Source organism: Streptomyces subrutilus, from assembly GCF_001746425.1.
Lineage (GTDB): Bacteria > Actinomycetota > Actinomycetes > Streptomycetales > Streptomycetaceae > Streptomyces > Streptomyces subrutilus_A.
The window spans coordinates 428749-454558 of the sequence record NZ_MEHK01000001.1 but is presented as its reverse complement, the minus strand read 5'-3'; the positions used below and the strand labels follow the sequence as shown (position 1 = coordinate 454558).

Annotated in this window: 1 protein-coding gene and 5 pseudogenes; all 6 read left to right on the top strand. The window is 72.6% G+C overall.

Annotated features, from left to right (window positions below):
• Window positions 1–814: 814 nt before the first annotated feature.
• Window positions 815–7735: pseudogene (locus BGK67_RS02990) on the top strand (amino acid adenylation domain-containing protein); the annotation flags it as partial.
• A gap of 58 nt (window positions 7736–7793) precedes the next feature.
• Window positions 7794–12521: pseudogene (locus BGK67_RS39825) on the top strand (acyltransferase domain-containing protein); the annotation flags it as partial.
• Between the two features lie 62 nt (window positions 12522–12583).
• Window positions 12584–12685: pseudogene (locus BGK67_RS41160) on the top strand (KR domain-containing protein); the annotation flags it as partial.
• An 18-nt stretch (window positions 12686–12703) separates the two neighbouring features.
• Window positions 12704–13597 (top strand): phosphopantetheine-binding protein, encoded by an 894-nt coding sequence (locus tag BGK67_RS02980; protein ID WP_069918418.1) that lies wholly within the window; start codon window positions 12704–12706, stop codon window positions 13595–13597.
• A 110-nt stretch (window positions 13598–13707) separates the two neighbouring features.
• Window positions 13708–20601, top strand: a pseudogene (locus BGK67_RS41155) (type I polyketide synthase); the annotation flags it as partial.
• A 147-nt stretch (window positions 20602–20748) separates the two neighbouring features.
• Window positions 20749–25776, top strand: a pseudogene (locus tag BGK67_RS41150) (SDR family NAD(P)-dependent oxidoreductase); the annotation flags it as partial.
• Window positions 25777–25810: the final 34 nt, after the last annotated feature.

Here is a 25810-nt window from a genome sequence, read left to right as displayed (position 1 = left end):
TGGCCGGAACCGCGTTGTGGGCGGCTGCGGCCGTCTGGGCGGGATGGCTGCAGCCGGGGAGCCGACAGATGTGGGTCTCTGTTCTCCTCCTGACGGTGTTCACGGGCCTGCTGCTGACGGCCTCCATGTGGCTCCGGCGTCTCCAGCCCACGACGAGGCCGACGCATCACGCCGCGCCCCGAGGGGCCGTAAGCCCCACCACGTGAACGCCTGAACATTCCCGCACCCCAGGCCGTCCTGTATCCGGCTGCCGCCGAGCCGCCGGATACAGGGCGGCCGTCGCTGTCCTAGCGGTACGTCGCGCCGGCCTCGGAGGTCGCGTTCACGGCGCCCGGCTCGGCACGCACCCGTCCTACGGCGGGTGACGCCGGCGAGCGACAGGTTCCGCACTTGGTGCGAAGGGCCGGTGCGCCGACGCGACCCCGTTCGCACCGAGCGACCGCTCGCTGCTCACGCCTCGGCCCTCGCCGATGCCGCACGCCGCCGACCTCGCGACTCTCGTCGGGGTACGCGACCGCCGCCGGCACTGAAGCCTTCGGGCCGGAGCACCGACAGCACGGCGACGCCCGAACCGGCCGCTCAGGGCCGGGTCGAGACCGGGTGGGAAGGCGGTCGACGACTCGGACCCGCGTCCGCCGGATGCCCCAAGGTGGAGCGGTATCACCCTGTCTCGCCGTCTTCAAGCGCCCTACCCGTTGGGAGTGAACGCATGCCCTCGTCCGATGTCGACAGGCTCGAGACCTATCTGCGACGCACGGCGAGCGCGCTCCTGAAGGCGGAGGAGACACTCTCCGCCGAGCGCGCCGCCCGCACCGAGCCCGTCGCCATCGTGTCCATGGGATGCCGCCTGCCAGGGGGGATCGACACCCCGGAGGACTTCTGGGGGCTGCTGGCCTCGGGTGCGGACGCGATAGGCGAGCTGCCGGACCGCTGGTCCGCTCTCGACTTGTACGACCCGGACCCCGACGCGGTGGGCAAGAGCTCCGCCCGCGCGGGCGGCTTCCTGAAGGACGTCGAGGGCTTCGACCCGGAGTTCTTCGGCATCTCCCCGCGCGAGGCACGGTCGATGGACCCGCAGCAGCGGCTGATCCTGGAAGTGGCGTGGGAGACGCTGGAGCGGGCCGGCATCCGTCCGGCCGAACTCGGCGAGAGCCGCACCGGCGTGTACCTCGGAGCGATGGGCTCGGACTACGGTGGTCTGGGCGTCGACCTCGGCGCACTGGACGGCTACGTCGGTACGGGAACCGCGGTCAGCGTGCTGTCCGGCCGCCTCTCGTACACCCTGGGCCTGCGGGGTCCCGCCATGACGGTGGACGCGGCCTGCGCGTCCTCCCTGGTCTCCCTCCACCTGGCGGTCCAGGCCCTGCGCGCCGGGGAGTGCGACCTGGCCCTGGCGGGCGGCGTCACGGTCATGAGCACGCCCGCCGTCTTCGTCGAGTTCTCGCGGCTCAAGGGGATGGCCCCGGACGGACGCTGCAAGAGCTTTTCCGCGGACGCGGACGGCGCCGGCTGGGCGGAGGGCGCCGCGGTCCTCGCACTCAAGCGCCTGTCGGAGGCCGAGCGGGACGGAGACGGCATCCTCGCCGTGATCCGGGGTTCGGCAGTGAACCACGACGGCCGCAGCCAGGGGCTCACGGCGCCGAACGGTCCGGCTCAGCAGCGTGTCGTCCAGGAAGCGTTGGCGTCGGCGGGTTTGGTGCCGGCGGATGTGGACGCGGTGGAGGCGCACGGGACGGGTACGTCTTTGGGTGATCCGATCGAGGCGGGTGCGTTGGCCGAGGTGTTCGGGCCGGGGCGGGCGTCTGGTCGTCCGGTGTGGTTGGGGTCGGTGAAGTCGAACATCGGTCATACGCAGGCGGCCGCGGGTATGGCCGGTGTGATCAAGATGGTGCTGGCGTTGCAGAACGAGATGCTGCCGAAGACCTTGCACGCCGGGGTGCCCAGTCCGCACGTCGTGTGGGAGGGCAGTGGTCTGGAGTTGCTGACCGAGGCGCAGCCCTGGCCCCGGGATACCGCCCGGCCGCGCCGGGCGGGCGTCTCCTCCTTCGGCCTCAGCGGCACCAACGCCCACGTCGTACTGGAAGAGGCGCCGCCCACGGTCACGACCCCGGGCAGCGGGACGACACGGACCGACGGCACGGACGGAGCCACGGAGGCCAGGCGGGGCGCGGAACGCGTGGAGCCCCACACCGTGTTCCTGTCCGGTCGGGACGACGCCGCCCTGCGAGCACAGGCCGGCCGCTGGGCGCGCTGGCTCGAGACCCGTCCCACGACCTCCCTCGCCTCCCTCGCCTCCACCACCGCGCACCACCGGACCCACTTCCCGCGCCGGGCGGCCGTCACCACCCGCGGCACCGGCGACCTGGTCCGACAGCTCGACATCCTGGCCGCCGGCCACACGCCTCCCGGCACCACGGTCAACACCGCCGTCGACACGGGCACCGCCTTCCTCTTCAGCGGCCAGGGCAGCCAGCGACCGGGCATGGGCCGCGAACTAGCCCGCGCCCACCCCCGTTTCGCCGAGGCATTGGAGGCCGCGACCGCCGCACTCGACCCCCACCTGCCGCGCCCGCTCCAGGAGATCCTCTTCGCCCCGGACGGATCACCCGAGGCCCGCCTCCTCCACGAGACCCGCTACGCGCAGCCCGCCCTCTTCGCGTATCAGACGGCCCTCCACCGGCTGTGGGAGTCGTGGGGCGTCGTGCCGGACGCCCTGGCAGGCCACTCCCTCGGCGAGATCACGGCCGCACACCTCGCCGGCATCCTGGATCTTCCCGACGCGGCCCGCCTCGTCACCGCGCGAGCCCGGCTCATGCAGGCCTGCCCGGCAGGCGGCGCCATGATCCAGCTGGACGCCTGCGAGGACGAGGTGCTCCCGCACGTGACCGCGCCGGACGGCCACGTCGGCATCGCCGCCGTGAACGGCCCCCACTCCACGGTGATCAGCGGTGACGCCGACGCCGTCGCCGCTGTCGCCGGCCACTTCGAAGGCCTGGGCCGGCGCACCCGCTCCCTGACCGTCTCGCACGCCTTCCACTCCGCGCACATGGACGGCATGCTCGACGCCTTCCGCGACGTCCTCGACGGCCTGCACTACCGGGCCCCGCACACCCCGCTGGTGTCCACCGTCACGGGCCTGTGGGTCACCTCCGAGTCCCGGCACGGCGACACGATGCTCGCCCCCGGGTACTGGGTGCGGCAGGCCCGCGACACCGTCCGCTTCCACCAGACGCTCTCCACGCTCGTCGACCACGGCATCCGCCGGTTCCTGGAGATCGGCCCCACTCCCGCACTCACCACCCTCGCCGCCTCCCACCCCGGCCCCGGCATCCACCGGATCGCCTCCCAGCAGCCCCGCAGGACCCCTGACCAGAACGAGGCCCTCGCCCAGGCCGTCGGCCACCTCCACACCACCGGTCTGAGCATCGACTTCCGCCAGACCCACCCCCGCGAGAAGACGCCCCTCGCCGGCCTGCCGACGTACGCCTTCCAGCGCGCCCCCTACTGGCTCGAGGCCGGCCGGACGCCCACGCCCGTGCGGGACCGCGTTCCGACGCCGGGAGCGGTGAACGGGCGGCCAGGGAACGCCGGCTCCGTGTCCCCGATCGGGTCGGTCCCCGAGGCCGAACGGTTCCAGGCGCTCGCGGAGTTCGTCCGCTACGAGGCCACGGCCCTGCTGGGCTCCGCGGAGACCGTCCCGATGGACCTCTCCTTCCAGAAGTGCGGCCTGGACTCCATGATGGCCACCGAGCTGCGCAAGCGTCTAGAGGACTTCACGGGCGTCCCGCTCCCGTCCGCGCTGGCCTTCGAGCACCCGACACCGAGGGCGGTGGCGGAGCACCTCCTCGGCGTGCTGTCGGACGCCGGGGCGCAGGCCGAGGCCGCCGCTACCACGGCGCCGCCCGTGCTGGAACGGTCGGTGGAACGCGCCGTCCACCCGGCCACCGACGGGCAGCGGCGCCTGTGGTTCCTCGAGCAACTGCACCCGGGGACCGCCCGCTACAACACCCGCGCGGCCCTGCGCACCACACAGCCCGTCGACCCCGGGGTGCTCGCGCGCGCCCTGGCCTGGGTGGCGGACCGGCACGAGGCCCTGCGCACGCGGCTCGACCTGCGCGACGGCGAACTGGTCCAGCTCGTCGACGAGAGCGCCGACGACGCGCCCCTGCGGTTCGTCGACGCCCCGGACACCGAAACGGCCGCCCAACTGCTGTGGCAGGAGGAACGGGAGCCGTTCGAGCTGATCGGCGCGCGGCTGTTCCGCCTCCTCGTGGTCGACGTCCGCCCGACCGAGCAGATCCTGTGCCTGACCATGCACCATGCGGTGACCGATGGCTGGTCGGCGGGTGTGTTCTTCCGTGATCTCTTCGTGGCGTGTGAGGCGTTCGCGCAGGGGCGGGAGCCGGTGGCGGGTGTGGCCGGTGTGCAGTTGGGTGATTACGCGCGGTGGGAGCGGGAGTGCCTGGCGGGTGGCGGGTTCGCCGAGGGTGTGGCGTATGTGGCGGGTGAGTTGGCGGGGGTGCCGCGTCTGGAGTTCCCGGAGTTGGGGGACGAGGGCCCGGATGGGGTGGGTGACGGCACGGTCGGGTTCGCGCTTTCGGAGTCGTTGCGGCGGGGTGTGGAGGAGCTGGCCGCGCGAATGTCGGTGACGCCGTACACGGTGTTGTTGAGTGCGTATGTGGTGGTGTTGGCGCGGTACAGCGGTCAGTGGGACTTCGCTGTGGGCACGGTGTGGGCGAACCGGCGGGGTGAGACGGCCGATGTGGTCGGCTTCCTGGCGAACACGCTTCCGCTGCGGTGCGACCTGACGGGGCAACCCGCGTTCCAGGACCTCCTGACCAGCATGCAGCCCCGGATCGTCGGCCTCATGCGGCACCAGAGCCTCCCCCCGACGGAGATCGTCCGTACCGCCGCGCTGGACCGCACGGGCGACGAGAACCCCCTCTTCCGCGCCGCTTTCAACTACGTGGTCCTGCCCGAGCCCGCCTGGCCACAGGATGTGTGGGCCCCAGTTACGGAGTGCAGCACCCACGGCGGTGTGGAGAACGTCGCCAAGTTCGAGCTGGGCATGACGCTGGTCGTGGACGGTGAGGGCGGGGGGCTGCTGGGTGAGCTGGAGTTCCAGTCGCCTCTGCTGGACCGCGGCGCGGCCGAGCGTCTGGCGGAGAACTTCCGCACGCTGCTGGCAGCGGCGGTCGCGCATCCCGACCGTGCCGTGAGCGACCTCGACCTCCTGGGAGCCGAGGAGAAGCAGTGGCTGGACACCCGTGGTGCACGGCTCCAGCCGTCCACTCCGGCGGGAGTGAGCACCGCTCTGGACCGGATACGGGCCCAGGCGGACCGGACTCCCGACGCGGTCGCGCTGACCGACCGGGGGCGTGATCTGACGTACCGGCAGCTGTGGGAGGCGGCTGCTTCGCTGGCCGGGAGGTTGCGGGCCGGGGGAGTGGGCCGCGATGTGCTGGTGGGTGTTCACCTGCCGCGGTCGGCGGAGACGGTGGTGGCGATGCTGGCGGTGTGGCAGGCCGGTGGTGCGTACGTGCCGCTCGACCCGGCGTATCCGGCGGCCCGGCTCCAGCACGTCCTGGACGACAGCGGTCTGCGGACCGTCATCACCCGCCCCGACACGACCGGCACCCTCGACACCACCACCGTGGACATCGTGCCGTTCACGGTGCCCGAGGCCGGAGCCCCGACGCACGCCCCGCTCTCGGACACCGCCCCCAACGCCCGCGACCTGGCCTACGTCATCTACACCTCGGGCTCGACCGGCAACCCGAAGGGCGTGATGATCGAGCACGCCCAGTTCGCCAACTTCTGCGATGCGATCGACGAACGGGTCGGAGGCGGGGCCGGTGACACCTGGCTCGCCGTCACCAGCCCGTCCTTCGACATCTCCGCCCTCGAACTGCTGTGGACGCTGACCCGCGGCTACCGGGTGGTGATCGCCGACGGTTCGCTCGCCGACTGGGCCGACAACCGGAAGTACGCGCCGACCCACTTGCAGTGCACCCCGTCACTGGCTCGGATGCTCCTGGCCGACAGTGACGGCCGGGCTCTGCTCTCCGGCCTGGACCACATGATCGTCGGCGGTGAGGCCCTCGACCGCCCCCTGGCCGAGAAACTGCTCGGCCTGTGCGGGGGCAGGGTCACCAATATGTACGGCCCGACGGAGACCACCGTGTGGTCCTCGGCCTGGAACGTGACGGCCGGCGACGTGTCGCTCGGCGACCCGCTGGCGGGCAACTGCCTCCATGTCCTCGATGGTGCGGGGCGGCCGGTGCCGCGGGGTGTGCGGGGGGAGTTGTGGATCGGTGGCCGGGGTGTTGCTCGTGGGTACCTGCACCGTGCGGAGCTGACGGGGGAGCGGTTCGTCGCCGATCCGTGGGCGGTGGAGTCGGGTGGCCGTATGTACCGGACGGGTGATCTGGTGCGGTACCGGGCGGACGGGAGTCTGCAGTACTGCGGTCGGACCGATCACCAGGTGAAGATTCGCGGGCATCGGATCGAGCTCGGTGAGATCGAGGCGGTGGCGGCGGGGCACCCGGCGGTGCTGGAATGCGCGGCGGTGGTGCGTGAGGACGTGCCGGGGGACCCGTACGTCCACCTCTACCACGTGCCGTTCACGACAGTCGGGGACGCGATCGCGGGGATCCGGGAGCATCTGGAGCGGTCCTTGCCGGCGGTGATGTGGCCGGGCCGCGTCACGGAGTTGCCGGCGCTGCCGCACACGCCGAACGGGAAGGTCGACCGCCTGGCGCTGACCCGACTGCCCGCCCCAGAAGTTGCATCCACACCTGTTGTGTCGGGTGATGTCGGTGTTCGGCAGGTCTTGACCCGGGTGTGGGGTGGTCTGTTGGGCGGCGAGGGCCCGGATCCGGATCGGGGCTTCTTCGAGCTGGGTGCGACGTCGATGACGGCGACGCGGGCTCATCAGTTGATCTGTGCGGAGTTGGGGGTGGAGTTCCCGCTCGCGGAGATCTTCCGTCATCCCACGGTCAACAAGCTCGCCGCCTTCTTCGAACGACGCTCGCACGGCACCGCGGCCGTGGGTGTCGTCCCGGTTCGCGCGGTGTCGCGGCCGGTCGCGGATGAGCCGATCGCGATCATCGGCATGGCCTGTCGTCTGCCGGGTGCGGCGGATGTGGGTGCCTTCTGGGACAACCTGCGGGGCGGGGTGGAGTCGATCCGCCGTTTCTCCGCCGAGGAGTTGCGGGCGGCGGGGGCGCCGCAGGAGTTGTTGGACGATCCGGCCTACGTGCCCGCGAAGGGCTGGGTGGAGGATGCCGATCTGTTCGACGCGTCGTTCTTCGGCTATTCCCCGGCGGAGGCGGCCACGATCGATCCACAGCACCGGCTGTTCCTGGAGTGCGCGTGGCAGGGGCTGGAGCACGCCGGGATCGTTCCGGCGGCCTTCGACGGCGACATCGCCGTCTTCGGCGGAACCGGTCTGGAGGCGCGGGGCCGCATGGACGCCGGAGACCTGGCCGCCTTCTACCGGTCGATGACCGGCACGAAGCCCGATTACCTCGCCACGCGCGTGGCTCACAAGCTGGACCTGACCGGTCCGGCGATGACCGTGCAGACGGCGTGTTCAACAGGTCTGGTCGCCGCTCATCTGGCCCGTGAGAGCCTGCTGCGCGGCGAGTCCGACATCGCGCTGATCGGCGCGTCCTCCCTCACCTTCCCCCTGGAGCACGGCTACCTGCACCAGACGGGCTCGTGGTCTCCGTGACGGCCACTGCCGGGCCTTCGACGCGAAGGCGACGGCACGGTTCTCCAACGGCGTCGGCGTGATCGTCCTGCGTCGTCTCTCCGACGCGCTGGCCGCCGGTGACACGGTCTACGCGGTCATCCGGGGCAGCGCGATCAACAACGACGGTTCCGACAAGGTCGCGTTCATGGCCCCGAGCATCACCGGTCAGGCGCGGGTGATCGCCGCCGCGCACGCCGCCGCCGGCACGGTTGCGGACACGATCGGGCTGGTCGAGGCGCACGGGACCGCGACCGCGATCGGTGATCCGATGGAGATCCGGGCCCTCCAGGAGGTCTTCGCGAGCACCACACGCCAGGAGCCGTGCGTGGTCGGGTCGGTGAAGTCGAACATCGGGCACACCGACACCACCGCCGGGATCGCGGGCCTGATCAAGGCGGCCCTGTGCCTGCACCACCGGACCTTCGTGCCGACGCTCAACTACACCCGCCCGAACCCCGAGATGGGACTCGATCCCCGGCTCTTCCACGTCAACACCGAACTCACCGCGTGGGAGAGTGCCGGCCCGCGCCGGGCCGGCGTCTCCTCCTTCGGGATCGGCGGCACCAACGCCCACCTCGTCCTCGAAGAAGCACCCCCGGCACCCGGACACGACGACGAGCCCCGCGCGGGACAGAGCGAAGAGAGCCTGGCGGTAGCCCCCGTGGCGGAGCAGGCCGTCGCCTTGCCGCTGTCCGCGCGCAGCGCCCAGGCGCTCCGCGGCCAGGCGGAGCGTCTCGCCGCCCACGTACGGGCGAACCCCGCGCTGGCCCCCGCCGACGTGGGCCTGTCGCTGGCCACGGGCCGGGCCCTGTTCGACCACCGGGCCGTGCTGGTCGGCAGCGGCTGGGAGGAGTTCCTCACCGGTCTCGACGCCCTGGCGGCCGGCGCCCCCGACGCCGGCGTGGTCAGCGGCGTGGCGGACGACGCCGGGGACCCGGTGTTCGTCTTCCCCGGCCAGGGCTCGCAGTGGCCGGGCATGGGCCGGGAACTGCTGGAAACCTCACGGGCGTTCGCCGCCCGCATGGACGAGTGCGAGAAGGCCTTCGCGCCGTACGTCGACTGGTCGTTGCGGGACGTCGTCAGCTCATCCGACGCCGGCGAGCTGTGGGAGCGGGTGGACGTGGTACAGCCCGCCTGCTTCGCGATGATGGTGTCGCTCGCCGCCCTGTGGCAGGCCCACGGCATCCGGCCGTCGGCAGTCGTGGGCCACAGCCAGGGCGAGATAGCCGCGGCCGTCGTCGCCGGAGCGCTCTCCTTGGAGGACGGCGCGCGCGTCGTGTGCCTGCGCAGCCGCGCCCTGCGGCAGGTGGCCGGCGAAGGCGGAATGGTCTCCCTGGCACTTTCGGAGGCGGCGGCGCGCGAGCTCGTCGCCACGTTCGACGACCTCTCCGTGGCGGCCGTCAACGGCCCGTTCTCCACCGTCGTCTCGGGGGCGACGACTTCGCTCGACGCCCTGACGGCCCGCTGCGAGGCCGACGGCGTGCGCGCCCGCCGGATCGCGGTCGACTACGCCTCCCACTCCCCGGGGATGGCTCGGCTGCGGGACGAGGTCGTCGGGGTGCTCGAAGGCATCACCCCCCGGCCGGCCCCGATCCCCATGTACTCCTCGGTGACCGGGGAGGCGATCCCCACGGAGACGCTGGACGCCGCGTACTGGTACGCGAACCTCCGCCGGACCGTCCTGTTCGAGCAGGCCATGGGCTCGGCGGCGGCGCACGGCGCACGGCTTTTCGTGGAGGTCTCGGCGCACCCGGTCCTCGCCGTCGGTGCCCAGGAGACGCTCGAATCGCTGGACCACCCCGCTTCGGTCATCGGCACGCTCCGCCGTGGCGACGGCGGCCGGGCCCGGTTCCTCACCTCGGTGGCGCAGGCGCACGTCGCAGGCGCGACCGTGGCCTGGCCGGGCCTCTTCCCCGCCGGTGCCCGCCGCGTGCCCCTCCCGACGTACGCCTTCCAGCGCACGCGCTACCCGTACGAGGCGTACGACGCACACGGGACGGCGGACGTGACCGCCGCGGGGCTCCGGACGGCGGACCATCCGCTGCTGAGCGCCTCGACGGACCTGCCCGGTTCCGGCGGGCACCTGCTGACGGGGCGGATCTCCCTGGACAGCCACCCGTGGCTCGCCGACCACGCGGTCGCGGGCACCCCGCTGCTGCCCGGCACGGCCTTCGTCGAACTCGCGGTCCAGGCCGGCCTCCGGGTCGGTTGCCCGGCCCTGGAGGAACTGACACTGCACGCGCCCCTGGCGCTGCCCGCCCACGGCGGTGTGCGGGTCCACGTGGTCGTCGGCGGTCCCGACGAGCACGGCGGGCGCGAGGTGACGGTCTACTCCCAGCCCGAGGCCCGGTCCGCCGAGGACGGCTGGACCCGTCACGCGTACGGACTCCTCTCTGCAGGCACGGCCGCCGCGGACCGCGAGCGGGAGGAGTGGCCCCCACGGGACGCGCGGGCCGTCGACCTCGCGGGCTTCTACGAGCGGGTCGCCGAGAGCGGCTACCACTACGGCCCGGCGTTCCAGGGCCTGCGCGCGCTCTGGCAGCGTAGTGACGAGACCTTCGCCGAGATATCCCTCGACGGGGCGGAGCGGGAGGCGGCCGGGGCGTACGGGCTGCATCCGGCGCTGTTCGACGCGGCCCTGCACGCCGCGGAGACGGGCGTCCGGAGCGAGGACGACGGCGAGATCAGGCTGCCGTTCGCGTGGCGGGGCGTCGCCCTGCACGCGGTGGGAGCCGCCGACCTCAGGGTGCACGTCACCCCCGCCCCGGAGGGCGAGGGCGTGTCGATACGACTGTCCGACCCGCATGGCCTCGACGTCGCGACCGTACGCGCCCTCGTCTCCCGGCCACTGCCCCAGGACAGCCTGGGCACCGCGGTCCCGCCCGCCGGCGAAGGCCTCTACCGGACGCAGTGGGTGGCGAGGACCGCGGGCGACGCCCCGGACCACACCGGGGCCCGGCCGGAAGCCGTCTTCGTCGGCCCCGGTCCGCTCCGGCCGAACGTGCCGGGCCGCGACGACGTCGTCCACCCGGACCTGGGCACGCTGACGGCCGCCGTCCGCGGCGGGGCGGCCGCCCCGGCGACAGTTCTCGTCCCGTGCCCCGCCCCGGCGGGCGGTGACGGCGACGCCGTGCGGGTGACCGTCGGCCACGTCCTGGGCGTCGTGCAGGAATGGCTGGCCACCGACTGGTGCGAGGGCTCCCGCCTGGTCGTACTCACCCGCGACGCCGTCCAGACCGGCCCCGTGGACACCGTCGTCGATCCGGCGGCGGCCGCGGTGTGGGGCCTGATCCGCTCGGTGCAGACGGAACACCCCGGCCGCTTCGGCCTCGCCGACCTCGACGACACCACGCAGTCGGCGGACGCCCTCGCCTCCTGGGCCGGGACCGAGGAACAACTCGCGCTGCGGGCCGGCACGCCGTACGTGCCGACGCTGAAGACGGCGTCGCCCACGGACGACCTGGTACTGCCCGCCGACGGCTCCCCATGGCGCCTGGAAGCCGCCGGCCACACCCTCGACGGCCTCGCCCCGCAGGCGTGCCCGGAAGCCGGGGCCCCGCTCGGCGACGGACAAGTACGCGTCCGCGTGCGGGCGGCGGGAGTGAACTTCCGCGACGTGCTCCTCGCCCTCGGGATGGTGCCCGACCAGCAGGTCATGGGCAGCGAAGGAGCGGGCGTCGTCACGGAGGTCGGACCGGGCGTCACCGGACTGGCACCGGGCGACCGGGTGATGGGCGTGTTCAAGGGCTCCTTCGGCCCCGTCGCCGTCACCGATCACCGGATGGTGGTGCGCTTCCCCGACGACTGGACCTTCGCACAGGCCGCCACGGTCCCCATCGCCTACCTCACGGCCTACTACGCCCTGGTGGACCTCGCGCGGATCCGGCCCGGCGAGACGCTCCTCGTGCACGCGGCCGCAGGCGGAGTGGGCATGGCCGCCGTACAACTGGGGCGCCATCTGGGAGCGGAGGTCTACGGCACCGCCGGCCCCGGCAAGTGGGAAGCACTGCGCGCGTTCGGTCTCGACGCCACCCGGCTCGCCTCCTCCCGGACACTGGCCTTCGAGGAGGAGATCCCGCGCGCGGCGGGCCGCCGGATCGACGTGGTCCTGAACTCCCTGACGGGCCCGTACGTCGACACGTCCCTGCGGCTCCTGGCCGACGGCGGCCGCTTCCTGGAGATGGGCAAGACCGACATCCGCGATGCCGACGAGGTGACCGCGCGCCACCCGGGAGTCTCCTACCGGGCCTTCGACATGCCCGAGGCGGGACCCGACCGCATGCGGGAGATGCTCACCGACATCGTCGAACTGTTCGAAAGCGGCGTGCTGAGGCCCCACCCCCTGACCGTGTGGGACATCCGCCGCGCGGCCGACGCCTTCCGCTTCATGAGCCAGGCCAAACACATCGGCAAGGTGGTCCTCACCCTCCCACGACCGCTCGACCCCCGGGAGGCCGTTCTGGTGACGGGTGGTACGGGGATGTTGGGTGGGTTGGTGGCGCGTCATCTGGTGGTGCGTCATGGGGTGCGTCATGTGGTGTTGGTGTCGCGTGGTGGGGGTGGGGTTGGCGGGGTTTCGGGTTTGGTGGCGGGGCTTGAGGCGGCGGGTGCGGAGTCGGTTCGGGTGGTGGCGTGTGATGTGGCCGATCGTGGTGCGGTGAGGGGGTTGTTGGCTTCGGTTGTGGTGGATCGTCCGTTGGGTGCGGTGGTGCATGCGGCGGGTGTTCTGGATGACGGTTTGGTGGAGTCGTTGTCGGTGGAGGGGTTGGATGCGGTGTTGCGTCCGAAGGTGGACGGGGCGTGGCATCTGCATGAGTTGACGCGGGGATGGATCTTTCCGCGTTCGTGTTGTTCTCGTCGATGTCGGGTGTGCTGGGGGCTGCGGGGCAGGCGAACTATGCGGCGGCGAACGTGTTCTTGGATGGTTTGGCGCAGCGTCGTCGTGCGATGGGGTTGCCGGGTCAGTCGCTGGCGTGGAGTCTGTGGGCGCAGGAGAGCGGCCTGACCAGCGGACTCACCGACACGGAACGGGTCCGCATGACCTCGGCGGGGCTCACGCCCCTGCGCACCGAAGACGGACTCGACCTGCTGGACGCCGCGATGCGGTCACCCGAGGCGGTACTCCTGCCGGCCCGCTGGGACCTGCGCCTGCTAAGCCGCAACGCCGGCCTGCTGCCCGCCGTCCTGCGCGGCGTGACCGAGACGGTCCCCCTGCGCAGGGCAGCCGCCGCACGGGCCTCGGCGCCGTCGTCGGCGACCCGAGGCAAACCGGACCTGGCCCGCCGACTCGCGCAGGCCGCCACCGACACCGAGCGCGACAAGATGGTCCTCGACGTGGTGCTGTCCCAGGCCAGGGCCGTACTCGGCCTCTCGCCCGCCGAGTCCGCCCAGATCCGGGCGACGGCGGCCTTCAAGGCCCTCGGCTTCGACTCACTGATCGCGGTCGAGCTGCGCAACAGACTCAACACGGCGACCGGACTGCGCCTCTCGGCCACGCTGGTCTTCGACCACCCGCCCCCCCAGGACGCCGCCCGCCACATCCGCGGGCTACTGACGTCGCGGGCGCAGCCACCCGAGGAGCCCGGCCCCTCGTTCCGCGCCCGCCTGGACGAGCTGCTCGCCGAGATGACCGTCGGCGACCCGGCAGCGGCCGTGCCCGACCCCGCGGAGCGCACGGAGGTCACCCGACAGCTCACCGCCCTGCTGGAAGCGTGGCAGGAAGGGACGCCCGGCGGGCCCGCCGCGAGCGGCGCTCCCGAGGAGCGGGACCTCGGACTCGAGGCCGTCACGGCCGACGAGCTCTTCGACTACATCGACAACGACTTGAGGATGGGCCGATGACCGGCGTCAATGTCCCGGCAACGCCGAGCACGCAGTCGACCGACGGGCCGACGGCGCAGTCCACCCCTGCGCCGTCCACCCCTGCGCCGTCCGCGGCCGAACAGGCCAGGCTGCTCGACTACCTCAAGCGCGTCACCATGGAACTCCGCGACACCCGCAGGCGCCTGGACGAGGTGTCGGACGCGGCACGCGAGCCGCTGGCGATCGTGGGGATGAGTTGTCGTTTCCCGGGGGCCGGTGAGGGTCCTGAGGGGTTCTGGCGTCTGCTGGCCGATGGTGGTGACGCGATCTCGGGGTTCCCGGGGGGCCGTGGCTGGGAGGTGGTGGACGGCGGCGGTGATTATGCGCGGGCCGGTGGGTTCGTGGAGGGTGCGGGTGGGTTCGATGCCGCGTTCTTCGGGATCAGTCCGCGTGAGGCGCTGGCGATGGATCCGCAGCAGCGGCTGCTGTTGGAGGCGGTCTGGGAGGCCGTCGAGCGTGCGGGCATCGACGCCCACACCCTGCGCGGCACCGACACCGGCGTCTACATCGGCGCCTCGCCGTCCGGTTACGGCACCGACACCGACGCGTCCGGCGCGGGTGTCGAAGGCCATGTGATGACGGGTATCTCGCCCAGTGTGCTGTCGGGGCGGGTGTCGTACACGTTGGGTTTGCAGGGTCCGGCGGTGACGGTGGACACGGCGTGTTCCTCGTCGTTGGTGGCTTTGCACCAGGCGGTGCAGGCGCTTCGTTCGGGTGAGGTGGAGCGGGCGATCGTCGCGGGTGTGTCGGTGATGGCGACGCCGGGTCTGTTCGAGGAGTTCAGTGTGCATGGGGGGCTTGCCCCGGATGCGCGCTGCAAGGCGTTCGGTGCGGGTGCCGATGGCACCGCGTTCTCCGAGGGCGTGGGTGTTCTGGTGTTGGAGCGGCTCTCCGACGCGCGTCGTGGTGGGCGTGCGGTGGTGGCGTTGGTGCGGGGTTCGGCGGTGAACCAGGACGGTGCGAGCAATGGTCTGACGGCGCCGAACGGTCCGGCTCAGCAGCGTGTGGTGCGGCAGGCGTTGGCGTCGGCGGGTTTGGTGCCGGCGGATGTGGACGCGGTGGAGGCGCACGGGACGGGTACGTCTTTGGGTGATCCGATCGAGGCGGGTGCGTTGGCCGAGGTGTTCGGGCCGGGGCGGGCGTCTGGTCGTCCGGTGTGGTTGGGGTCGGTGAAGTCGAACATCGGTCATACGCAGGCGGCCGCGGGTATGGCCGGTGTGATCAAGATGGTGCTGGCGTTGCAGAACGAGATGCTGCCGAAGACTTTGCACGCCGGGGTTCCCAGTCCCCACGTCGCGTGGGAGGGCAGTGGTCTGGAGTTGCTGAGCGAGGCGCAGCCCTGGACCCGGGACATCGCCCGGCCGCGCCGGGCGGGTATCTCCTCCTTCGGTATCGGCGGCACCAACGCCCACGCCGTCATCGAGGAAGCCCCCCACCCCGAACCCGCCGACCCCGAGAAGGCCCGCCCCGCGCGCCCCCTCGACACCACGGCAGTCCCCTGGGTCGTCTCCGGACACACCGAGGACGCGATGCGCGCCCAGGCGCGGAAGCTCGCCGACCACCTGCGGACCCACCCGGACCTCGACCCGGCGGACCTCGGCCTGTCCCTGGCGACCACCCGCGCCGCCCTGACGCACCGAGGAGCGGTCTTCGGGTCGGACCGCGAAGAGCTCCACGCCGCTCTCACCGCCCTGGCGCGGAACGAACCCGCCCCCCGCGCGGTGACCGGCACCGCCCCCGAGACCGGCGCCACCGTGTTCGTGTTTCCCGGACAGGGCAGCCAATGGACCGGCATGGGCACCACCCTGCTCGCATGCTCACCCGTGTTCGCGGACACGGTGCGCGCCTGCGACGCGGCCCTGGAACCGCTGACCGGATGGTCGGTGGAGGCGCTGCTGCGCGGAGACCTGCCCCAGGACACGCACCCGCTGGACCGCATGGACGTGGCCCAGCCCGCCCTGTTCACCATGTACGTCGCACTCGCCGCCGTTTGGCGTTCGCTCGGCGTGCGGCCGGACGCCGTCGTCGGACACAGCCAGGGCGAAGTGGCCGCCGCCGTGGTCGCCGGCATCCTCACCCTCCCCGAGGGCACCCGCATCGTGGCCCTGCGCAGCCGGGTCCTCCACCAGGAGGCGGGCGGCGGCGAGATGGCCTTCGTCGACCTGCCCGAGGACGCCGTACGGGAACGGATCGCCGAACTCGGCCTGGCCGTCTCCGTGGCCGTCGTGAACTCGCCCCGCTCCGTGGTAATCGCCGGCGACACGGACGCGGTCGAGGACCTGCTGACGGTCCTGGACGACGAGGACGTGCCCTGCGGCAAGCTGGCCGCCGGCTGCGCCTCGCACAGCCCCCACATGGACCGCTTCCTGCCCCGTCTCACCGAGGCCCTCCACGGCCTGCGGCCCCGGAGCGGCGACATCCCGTTCTACTCGACCGTCACCGGCACCCGCCTCGACGGACAGGAACTCGACGCCGCCTATTGGAGCCGCAACCTGCGCGAGACCGTTCGGTTCCACCACGCCACCCGCGCCCTCCTCGACGACGGCCACACCTGCTTCCTGGAAGTCTCCCCGCTTCCCGTCCTGTCAGTCGGGATCCTGGAGACCCTGGAGGACACCGGCGCCCAGGCGGCGGCCGTCCGCACCCTGCGGCGCGACCAGGGCGGCCCGGAAGAGTTCGTACGGGCTCTCGCCGAGGCGTACGCCCACGGTGCCGCCATCGACTGGCAGGCCCTGTTCGACGGGGCGAAGACCGTCCCGCTGCCCACCTACGCCTTCCGGCACCAGAACTACTGGCTGCCGCCCCGCCCCGCCGCCGGCCCCCGCCCGACGGGGCAGGACACCCTCGGACACCCCTTCCTCACCGCGGCCGTGACGTCCTCCGGCACCGGCGAGACCGTCCTCACCGGCGAGGTGTCCCTGCGCAGCCACCCCTGGCTCGCCGACCACCGGGCCTCGGGCACGGTCCTGCTGCCCGGCACCGGCTTCCTCGAACTCGTCCTGCACGCCGCCGGACGCACCGGGAACGACGTCCTCGAGGAGTTGGCGCTGCACACACCGCTGCCCCTCGACGACACCCCGACCAGCCTGCAGGTCTGTGTCGGGGCGCCCACCGGCTCGGAAGGCCGCACCATCGAGGTGTTCTCCCGGAAGCAGGACGCGCAATGGACGCGCCACGCCTCGGGCGTCGTGACCACCGGCGTCCCCGCACCCCCCGCCCCCACGGCCGTGTGGCCGCCCGAAGGCGCCGAGCCCCTCGACATCGACGACCACTACGCCCGAGCCGCCGGGCTCGGCTACGGCTACGGCCCGGCGTTCCAGGGCCTCCGCGCGGCCTGGCGCCTGGACGACGAGGTCTTCGCCGAGGTACACCTCGACACCTCCGCGACGGACCGAAGCCGCGACGCCGGGTTTGGTCTCCACCCCGCCCTGATGGACGCGGCACTTCAGGCAGCGGGACTGCTCGGCGGCGACGGCGGGGACGCCGTCCGACTGCCGTTCCTGTGGCAGCGGGTCGCGGCCCACTCGACCGGCGCGACGACACTGCGCGTACGCGTCACGCGACTGCCCGACGGAGACTTCTCCCTCGAGGCGGCCGACGGACACGGCCGGCCCGTGGCATCGGTCGGCCGCCTGGTGCTGCGCCCGGTACCGGCCGGAGCGGCGACCGCCCCGCAGGACGGCGTGGAACGTCTGCACCACCTCGTCTGGAACCCGACGCCGACCGCCGGCACCCCCGCCGCCCGGTGCGCGGTCCTCACCGGCCCCACCCCCGACACGGCCGCGGACACGCCGGAATCCGGCCCCGACGCCCTGCACGCACAGCTGGAACGCTACGAACAGTACGCCGATCCGACGGCCCTGGCGCAGCACATCGCGGCCCGCGGCGAGGCACCTGACCTGGTGTTCGTACGGTACGACCGCCCGGCCCACGAGGATCCCACCACCGTCCCCGAAGCGGTGCGGCAGCGCACCCGGCAGGCCCTCGGCCTGCTGCAATCCTGGCTCGCCGACCCGCGCCTCGGCGCCTCCCGGCTCGTGGTCCTCACCCGCGGTGCCGTCGCCGACGTACCCGGAGCGGACGTCGACGACCTGCCGGGAGCGGCCGTCTGGGGACTCCTCCGCTCGGCGCAGACCGAGCACCCCGGACGCTTCGCCCTGGTCGACCTCGACGACACCGGCACCGCCGGGCCCGCGCTCGCATCGCTCCCCTACGCCGACGAACCGCAACTCGTCGTACGCGGCGGACTCGTCCTGGCCCCGCGCCTGGTCGCTGCCGAGCCGGCCGTGACGACGCCCGGACCCGCCCTCGACCCCCGGGAGGCCGTTCTGGTGACGGGTGGTACGGGGATGTTGGGTGGGTTGGTGGCGCGTCATCTGGTGGTGCGTCATGGGGTGCGTCATGTGGTGTTGGTGTCGCGTGGTGGGGGTGGGGTTGGCGGGGTTTCGGGTTTGGTGGCGGGGCTTGAGGCGGCGGGTGCGGAGTCGGTTCGGGTGGTGGCGTGTGATGTGGCCGATCGTGGTGCGGTGAGGGGGTTGTTGGCTTCGGTTGTGGTGGATCGTCCGTTGGGTGCGGTGGTGCATGCGGCGGGTGTTCTGGATGACGGTTTGGTGGAGTCGTTGTCGGTGGAGGGGTTGGATGCGGTGTTGCGTCCGAAGGTGGACGGGGCGTGGCATCTGCATGAGTTGACGCGGGGGATGGATCTTTCCGCGTTCGTGTTGTTCTCGTCGATGTCGGGTGTGCTGGGGGCTGCGGGGCAGGCGAACTATGCGGCGGCGAACGTGTTCTTGGATGGTTTGGCGCAGCGTCGTCGTGCGATGGGGTTGCCGGGTCAGTCGCTGGCGTGGAGTCTGTGGGCGCAGGAGAGCGGCCTGACCAGCGGACTCACCGACACGGACCACGCACGGTTCACCCGCTCGGGCGTCCTCCCGATCGACACCGACCGGGCCCTCGCACTCCTCGACGCCGCCTGGGACTTCCCCGACGCCGTGGCCGTGCCCGCCCGCTTCGACACGACCGCCCTGCGCAGCGCGGTCGGAGCGATACCCCCGGCCCTCCGCGGCCTCGCCGGAGCGCTCCACCCTCGACGCCCCGCGCCGACCGGAGCCGCCCCGGCGGCCGACGCCACCCCCTCCCTCGCCGCACTCCTGGCCGCAGCGCCCGAAGAGGAACGGGACGAGGTCGCCCTGCGGCTGGTCCGCGCGCACGCCGCCGCCGTGCTCGGACACCCGAGCCCGGACGAGGTCACCCCCGACGCGGCGTTCAAGTCCCTCGGCTTCGACTCCCTGCTCTCCGTGGAGCTGCGCAACCGGCTCAACACGGCGACCGGACTGCGCCTGCCCTCGACGCTGGTCTTCGACCACCCGACCCCCCGGGCCGTGGCACGACGCATGCGGCAGGAATGCCCGCTGCCCGACGCCACCGACGCCCCGGACACCGCCGCACCCACGACGGAGACAGGCGCCGACGACCGACGGCAACCGCTGGCGATCGTGGGGATGAGTTGTCGTTTCCCGGGGGCCGGTGAGGGTCCTGAGGGGTTCTGGCGTCTGCTGGCCGATGGTGGTGACGCGATCTCGGGGTTCCCGGGGGGCCGTGGCTGGGAGGTGGTGGACGGCGGCGGTGATTATGCGCGGGCCGGTGGGTTCGTGGAGGGTGCGGGTGGGTTCGATGCCGCGTTCTTCGGGATCAGTCCGCGTGAGGCCTTGGCGATGGATCCGCAGCAGCGGTTGCTGTTGGAGGCGGTCTGGGAGGCCGTCGAGCGTGCGGGCATCGACGCCCACACCCTGCGCGGCACCGACACCGGCGTCTACGTCGGAGCGATGCCCACGGGCTACGGGATGCAGAGCGGCACCGAAGGCGTCGAGGGCTACCTCATGACGGGTATCTCGCCCAGTGTGCTGTCGGGGCGGGTGTCGTACACGTTGGGTTTGCAGGGTCCGGCGGTGACGGTGGACACGGCGTGTTCCTCGTCGTTGGTGGCTTTGCACCAGGCGGTGCAGGCGCTTCGTTCGGGTGAGGTGGAGCGGGCGATCGTCGCGGGTGTGTCGGTGATGGCGACGCCGGGTCTGTTCGAGGAGTTCAGTGTGCATGGGGGGCTTGCCCCGGATGCGCGCTGCAAGGCGTTCGGTGCGGGTGCCGATGGCACCGCGTTCTCCGAAGGCGTGGGTGTTCTGGTGTTGGAGCGGCTTTCCGACGCGCGTCGTGGTGGGCGTGCGGTGGTGGCGTTGGTGCGGGGTTCGGCGGTGAACCAGGACGGTGCGAGCAATGGTCTGACGGCGCCGAACGGTCCGGCTCAGCAGCGTGTGGTGCGGCAGGCGTTGGCGTCGGCGGGTTTGGTGCCGGCGGATGTGGACGCGGTGGAGGCGCACGGGACGGGTACGTCTTTGGGTGATCCGATCGAGGCGGGTGCGTTGGCCGAGGTGTTCGGGCCGGGGCGGGCGTCTGGTCGTCCGGTGTGGTTGGGGTCGGTGAAGTCGAACATCGGTCATACGCAGGCGGCCGCGGGTATGGCCGGTGTGATCAAGATGGTGCTGGCGTTGCAGAACGAGATGCTGCCGAAGACTTTGCACGCCGGGGTTCCCAGTCCCCACGTCGCGTGGGAGGGCAGTGGTCTGGAGTTGCTGACCGAGGCGCAGCCCTGGACCCGGGACATCGCCCGGCCGCGCCGGGCGGGTATCTCCTCCTTCGGCATCGGCGGCACCAACGCCCACGTCGTACTGGAAGAAGCACCGCCCACCGCATCGCCGACCGAGCCGTCCCCCGAGCCGCCGTCTTGCGACGTGCCCGCCGGTTGGCCCGAACCCGGCCCGGCGCAGCACGGCAACCCCGCCCCCGTCCCCGTACTGCTCAGCGCACAGGACGAGGGCGCGCTCCGCGCACAGGCGGAGCGCTGGGCCGCCTGGCTGGACGAGCATCCGGCGACACCGCTCGCCGACATCGCGGCGACCGCCGCCCGGCGCACCCGGTTCGACGTCCGCGCCGCCGTCCTCGCCCCCGACATCCACGAGACCGCCGAAGCCCTGCGCGCCCTCGCCCTCGGCACCTCCCATCCGGCCGTCCTGCGGGACCGGGCGGTCAAGGGCGGTCTCGGCGTCCTCTTCACCGGACAGGGCAGCCAGCGCGCCGCGATGGGACGCGGCCTGTACGCACACTTCGAGGCGTACCGCACCGCCTTCGACGCCGCCTGCGCGGCGGTCGACGAGCACCTGAACGGCTCCCTCGCCGCGATGGTGCTCGGCGCCGACGCGGAACGGCTGGACGAGACGGAGTTCGCGCAACCCGCTCTCTTCGCCCTCGAAGTGGCCCTCTACCGCCTGTGGGAGACCTGGGGCGTCACCGCGAACGCGGTCGCCGGACACTCCGTCGGAGAACTCGCCGCCGCGCACGTCTCCGGCGTGCTCGGACTCGAGGACGCGGCGCGCCTCGTCGTCGCTCGCGGCCGCCTGATGCAGTCCTGCCGCACCGACGGCGCCATGGTCTCCGTCGAAGCCTCGGAGCACGAGGTCCTGGAGGTACTGGACCGGTTCGACGGCGTCTGCGTCGCCGCCCTCAACTCCCCGTCACAGACCGTGCTCAGCGGCGACGGGGACCCCGTCCTCGCCCTCGCCCGGCACTTCGCCCGACAGGGCCGCCGCACCCGCCGGCTCCAGGTCTCGCACGCCTTCCACAGCGCCCACCTGGACCCGGTGCTCGGGGAGTTCGCCGCGGTGGCGGCCACCTGCGCGTTCCACGCACCGCGCATCCCCCTGGTGGACGCCCTGACGGGAACCTGGTCGGGCACCGACACCCCGCCCGGCACCGGCATCCGCTCCGCGGACCACTGGGTACGCCAGGCACGTGAAGCCGTACGGTTCGGCGACGCCCTGCGCACCCTGCACGGGCACGGCATCGCCCGCTTCCTCGAATGCGGACCCGAGGCCGTCCTGACCGCGACGGGAGCCGAGACGCTCGAGGACGCGCGCTTCGTGCCCAGCATGCGACGCGGCGAGACCACGGGCGAGGTCCACACGCTCCTCACCGCCCTCGCCCACCTTGAGGTCACCGGCCAGCCGATCGACCGCGACCGGCTGCCCGGCCTCTCGCACGGCCGGCTCGTCCCGCTGCCCCCGTACGCCTTCCAGCGCCGCCCCTACTGGCTGACCGCCCCGGCGGCCCCCGGTGACGTCCGCACCGCAGGGCTCGACGGCGCACCGGCACACCCCTGGCTCGGCGCACGCCTCGCGCTCGCGTCCGACGAGGGGCACCTCCTCACCGGCCGGATCGACCCCCAGCGGGCCCCCTGGCTCGCCGACCACGAGCTGTTCGGAACCGTCGTCGTTCCCGGAGCAGCCCTCCTGGACGTCGTCGCCGCCGCGGCCGACGCCGTCGCGGCCCCCGTCGGCACCGGCGGAGCGCGCATCGCCGAACTCACGCTCACCGAACCGCTGGTGCTGACCGAGACCGTCCGCCTCCAGATCAAGATCGGCCCGGCGACCGACGGCCGCCGGCACCTCACCCTGCACAGCCGCCCCGAGACGTCCGAGCCGGCGGCCTGGCGCCTGCACGCGGAGGGCCGGCTGGAGACGGGCGACGACGACACCGACACGGAACCCGCCGGAGCCGGCACCGCGGACCACTGGTTCAACGACACCGGGGAACGGGCTGGCGGGGAACGCTTCGCGACGGACGTCCTGTACGAGCGGTTCCGCGCCGGCGGGGTGCTCTACGGACCCGCCTTCCAGGGCCTGACGGAACTGCGACGGCACGACGACGAAGCGTACGGCCTCGTCGAACTCCCCGAAGGGCTCTCGCCCCGGGGCCACGTCCTGCACCCCGCCCTGCTGGACGCGGCCCTGCACGCCGCCGCGCCGCTCACCGGCGCCGAGGACCCGCAGGCCCCGGTGCGCGTCCCCTTCGCCTGGCACGACGTGCGGCTGCACGCGACCCAGGCGACACGCGTGCGGGTCCGCGTCCGATGGGACGCCGCCACCGCCACCGCCCGGGTATGGCTCACGGACCCGGAGGGCAATCCCGTCGCCTCCGCCCGACTGCGCCTGCGTGAGGTCACCCCCGCCCAGCTGCGAGCCGCACTGGCCCCCACCCCCCTGTACCGGCTGGAGTTCCCGCCGCTGCGCGACGCGGACACCCGGCGGGGCCGTACGGTCGCCATCCTCGGCGGTACGGACCTCCCCGACGTCGACACCCTCCTCGACCGGCTCGTACAGGGCACCGAAGCCCCTGACCAGCTCGTGATCGACGCCACCACCCCGTCGCCCGACCCCTGGACGGCAACCGAGCACGGACTGCGCACCCTGCGGCGCCTGATCGCGGAGCCCATGCTGAGCGACACCGAACTGGTCTGGGCGACGCGGCGGGCGGTGGACGCGGGCGACGGCATCCTCGACCTGGCGCACGCCCCCCTGTGGGGCCTGGTCCGCTCCGCGCGCAACGAGCACCCCGACCGGGTGATCCGACTGCTCGACCTGGACGGCGGCCTCGAAGACACCGCCGCCCTGGGACGCGCCCTGGACATCGTCGGCGAACCCGAGATAGCGATGCGGAACGGAGAACCGAGAGTCGCCCGGCTCACCCGCCCGACGCGCGACGCCGACGGCACCGGACCCGGACCCGGACCCGGGCCCGTCGCACTGGACCCGCACGGAACCGTACTGATCACCGGAGGACTGGGCGAACTGGGCCGAGCCCTGGCCCGGCACCTCGTGACCGTCCACGGTGCCCGGCACCTCGTCCTGACGTCCCGGCGGGGCCCGGACGCACCCGGCGCCGCCGGCCTCGTGGCCGAACTCACCGAAGCGGGCGCCGCCGATGTACGCGTACTGGCCTGCGACACCGGCCGACGCGAAGACGTGGCCGAGGTCCTCGCGGCCGCCCACGACGCACATCCCTGGACGGCCGTGTTCCACCTGGCGGCCGTCATCGACGACGGCCTCCTGGCGACGCAGGACGAACAGCGACTGCACCGCGTCCTCGCGCCCAAGGCCGCCGGCGCCCTGCACCTGCACGAGCTGACGAAGGAAACGGGCGCGGAACTGTCCGCGTTCGTCCTGTTCTCGTCGGCCGCGGGCGTGCTGGGCAGCGCGGGCCAGAGCACCTACGCGGGAGCCAACACCTTCCTCGACGCACTGGCCGCGCTCCGCCGCGCCGAAGGGCTGCCGGCGACGAGCCTGGCATGGGGGCTGTGGGAGCCGGCCGGCGGCGGACTCACCGCCGGACTCGGCCGGGCCGACTTCGCCCGGATGAGCCGCCAGGGCATCGGGGCCCTCACCCAGGAGGAGGGATTCCGCCTCCTCGACCTCGCCCTGACCCGGCCCGAACCCCACCTCGTCCCCATCGAACTCGACGTGGCGACGATGCGACACGCGGTCGACGGCGGTTCCGAACTGCCCCCCGTCCTCAGGACGCTCGTGGGCCCCCGGCCGGGCGGGCGCACGGACGGCCCGGAGACGACCCCCGGCTCCTCGCCGCTGGCCACCCGACTCCTCGGCATGCGCGACGAGCAGCGCGTCCGGGTCCTCGACGAACTCGTACGCCACGAGGTGTCCGTCATCCTCGGCATGGGTCTCGACGAGACGGTCGACACGGACCGGACGTTCCGCGACCTCGGCGTCGACTCACTGATGTCACTGGAGCTGAGCAAGCGGCTGGAGCGGGTCGCGGACTGCTCGCTCTCGTCCGCCCTGGCCTTCGAGCACCCGACGCCGAGGGCGGTGGCGGAGCACCTGGTCGACGTACTGTTCCAGGCCGCCCCGGCCCCGGCACTGCCGGCCGTGAAGCGATCGGCGGAACGCGCAGTCCATCCGGCCACCGAGGGCCAGCGGCGCCTGTGGTTCCTCGAGCAACTGCACCCCGGAACACCCCAGTACAACGCGGTGCACCGGATGCGCCTGCTCCGCCATCTCGACCCCGAGGTCCTCGCTCGCGCCCTGGTTTGGGTGGCGGGCCGGCACGAGGCCCTGCGCACGCGGCTCGACCTGCGCGACGGCGAACTGGTCCAGCTCGTCGACGAGACCCCGGACCTTCCGTTCCTCCACGTCGACCTCTCCCGCGCGGGAGCGGAGGACGTCACCGCCCACCTGCGACAGGACGAGCTCACGCCGTTCGAGCTGACGGGCGGCCCGCTGCTGCGCTGCCAGCTGGTGGAAACGCCCGGCGACGAACAGATCCTGTCCGTGGTGATGCACCATGCGGTGACCGATGGCTGGTCGGCGGGTGTGTTCTTCCGTGATCTCTTCGTGGCGTGTGAGGCGTTCGCGCAGGGGCGGGAGCCGGTGGCGGGTGTGGCCGGTGTGCAGTTGGGTGACTATGCGCGGTGGGAGCGGGAGTGCCTGGCGGGCGGCGGGTTCGCCGAGGGTGTGGCGTATGTGGCGGGTGAGTTGGCGGGGGTGCCGCGTCTGGAGTTCCCGGAGTTGGGGGCCGAGGGCTCGGATGGGGAGGGTGACGGCACGGTCGGGTTCGCGCTTTCGGAGTCGTTGCGGCGGGGTGTGGAGGAGCTGGCCGCGCGAATGTCGGTGACGCCGTACACGGTGTTGTTGAGTGCGTATGCGGTGGTGTTGGCGCGGTACAGCGGTCAGTGGGACTTCGCTGTGGGCACGGTGTGGGCGAACCGGCGGGGTGAGACGGCCGATGTGGTCGGCTTCCTGGCGAACACGCTTCCGCTGCGGTGCGACCTGACGGGGCAACCCGCGTTCCAGGACCTCCTCACCAGCATGCAGCCCCGGATCAGCGCCACGCTCGAACACCAGGCCGTGCCCCTGACCGAAATCGTCCGAACAGCAGCCCTGGACCGCACGGCCGACGAGAACCCCCTCTTCCGCGCCGCCTTCAACTACCTCGGCGCCGGCTTCGCCGACGACCCGAACGCCACGACCGGCGCGAACGACGGCGGCGAGCGCCAAGCACGCACCTGGATGCGGCCCATGACCGGCAGCCACATGGACAACGTCACCGGCAATGTGCGGGGCGTCGCCAAGTTCGAGCTGGGCATGACGCTGGTCGTGGACGGTGAGGGCGGGGGGCTGCTGGGTGAGCTGGAGTTCCAGTCGCCTCTGCTGGACCGCGGCGCGGCCGAGCGTCTGGCGGAGAACTTCCGCACGCTGCTGGCAGCGGCGGTCGCGCATCCCGACCGTGCCGTGAGCGACCTCGACCTCCTGGGAGCCGAGGAAAGGGAATGGCTGGACGCGCGCGGGGGGC

Excerpts from the sequence above, each read along its gene's own strand:
- BGK67_RS02980 (WP_069918418.1), top strand. The coding sequence starts at position 12,704 with ATGGGGTTGCCGGGTCAGTCGCTGGCGTGGAGTCTGTGGGCGCAGGAG.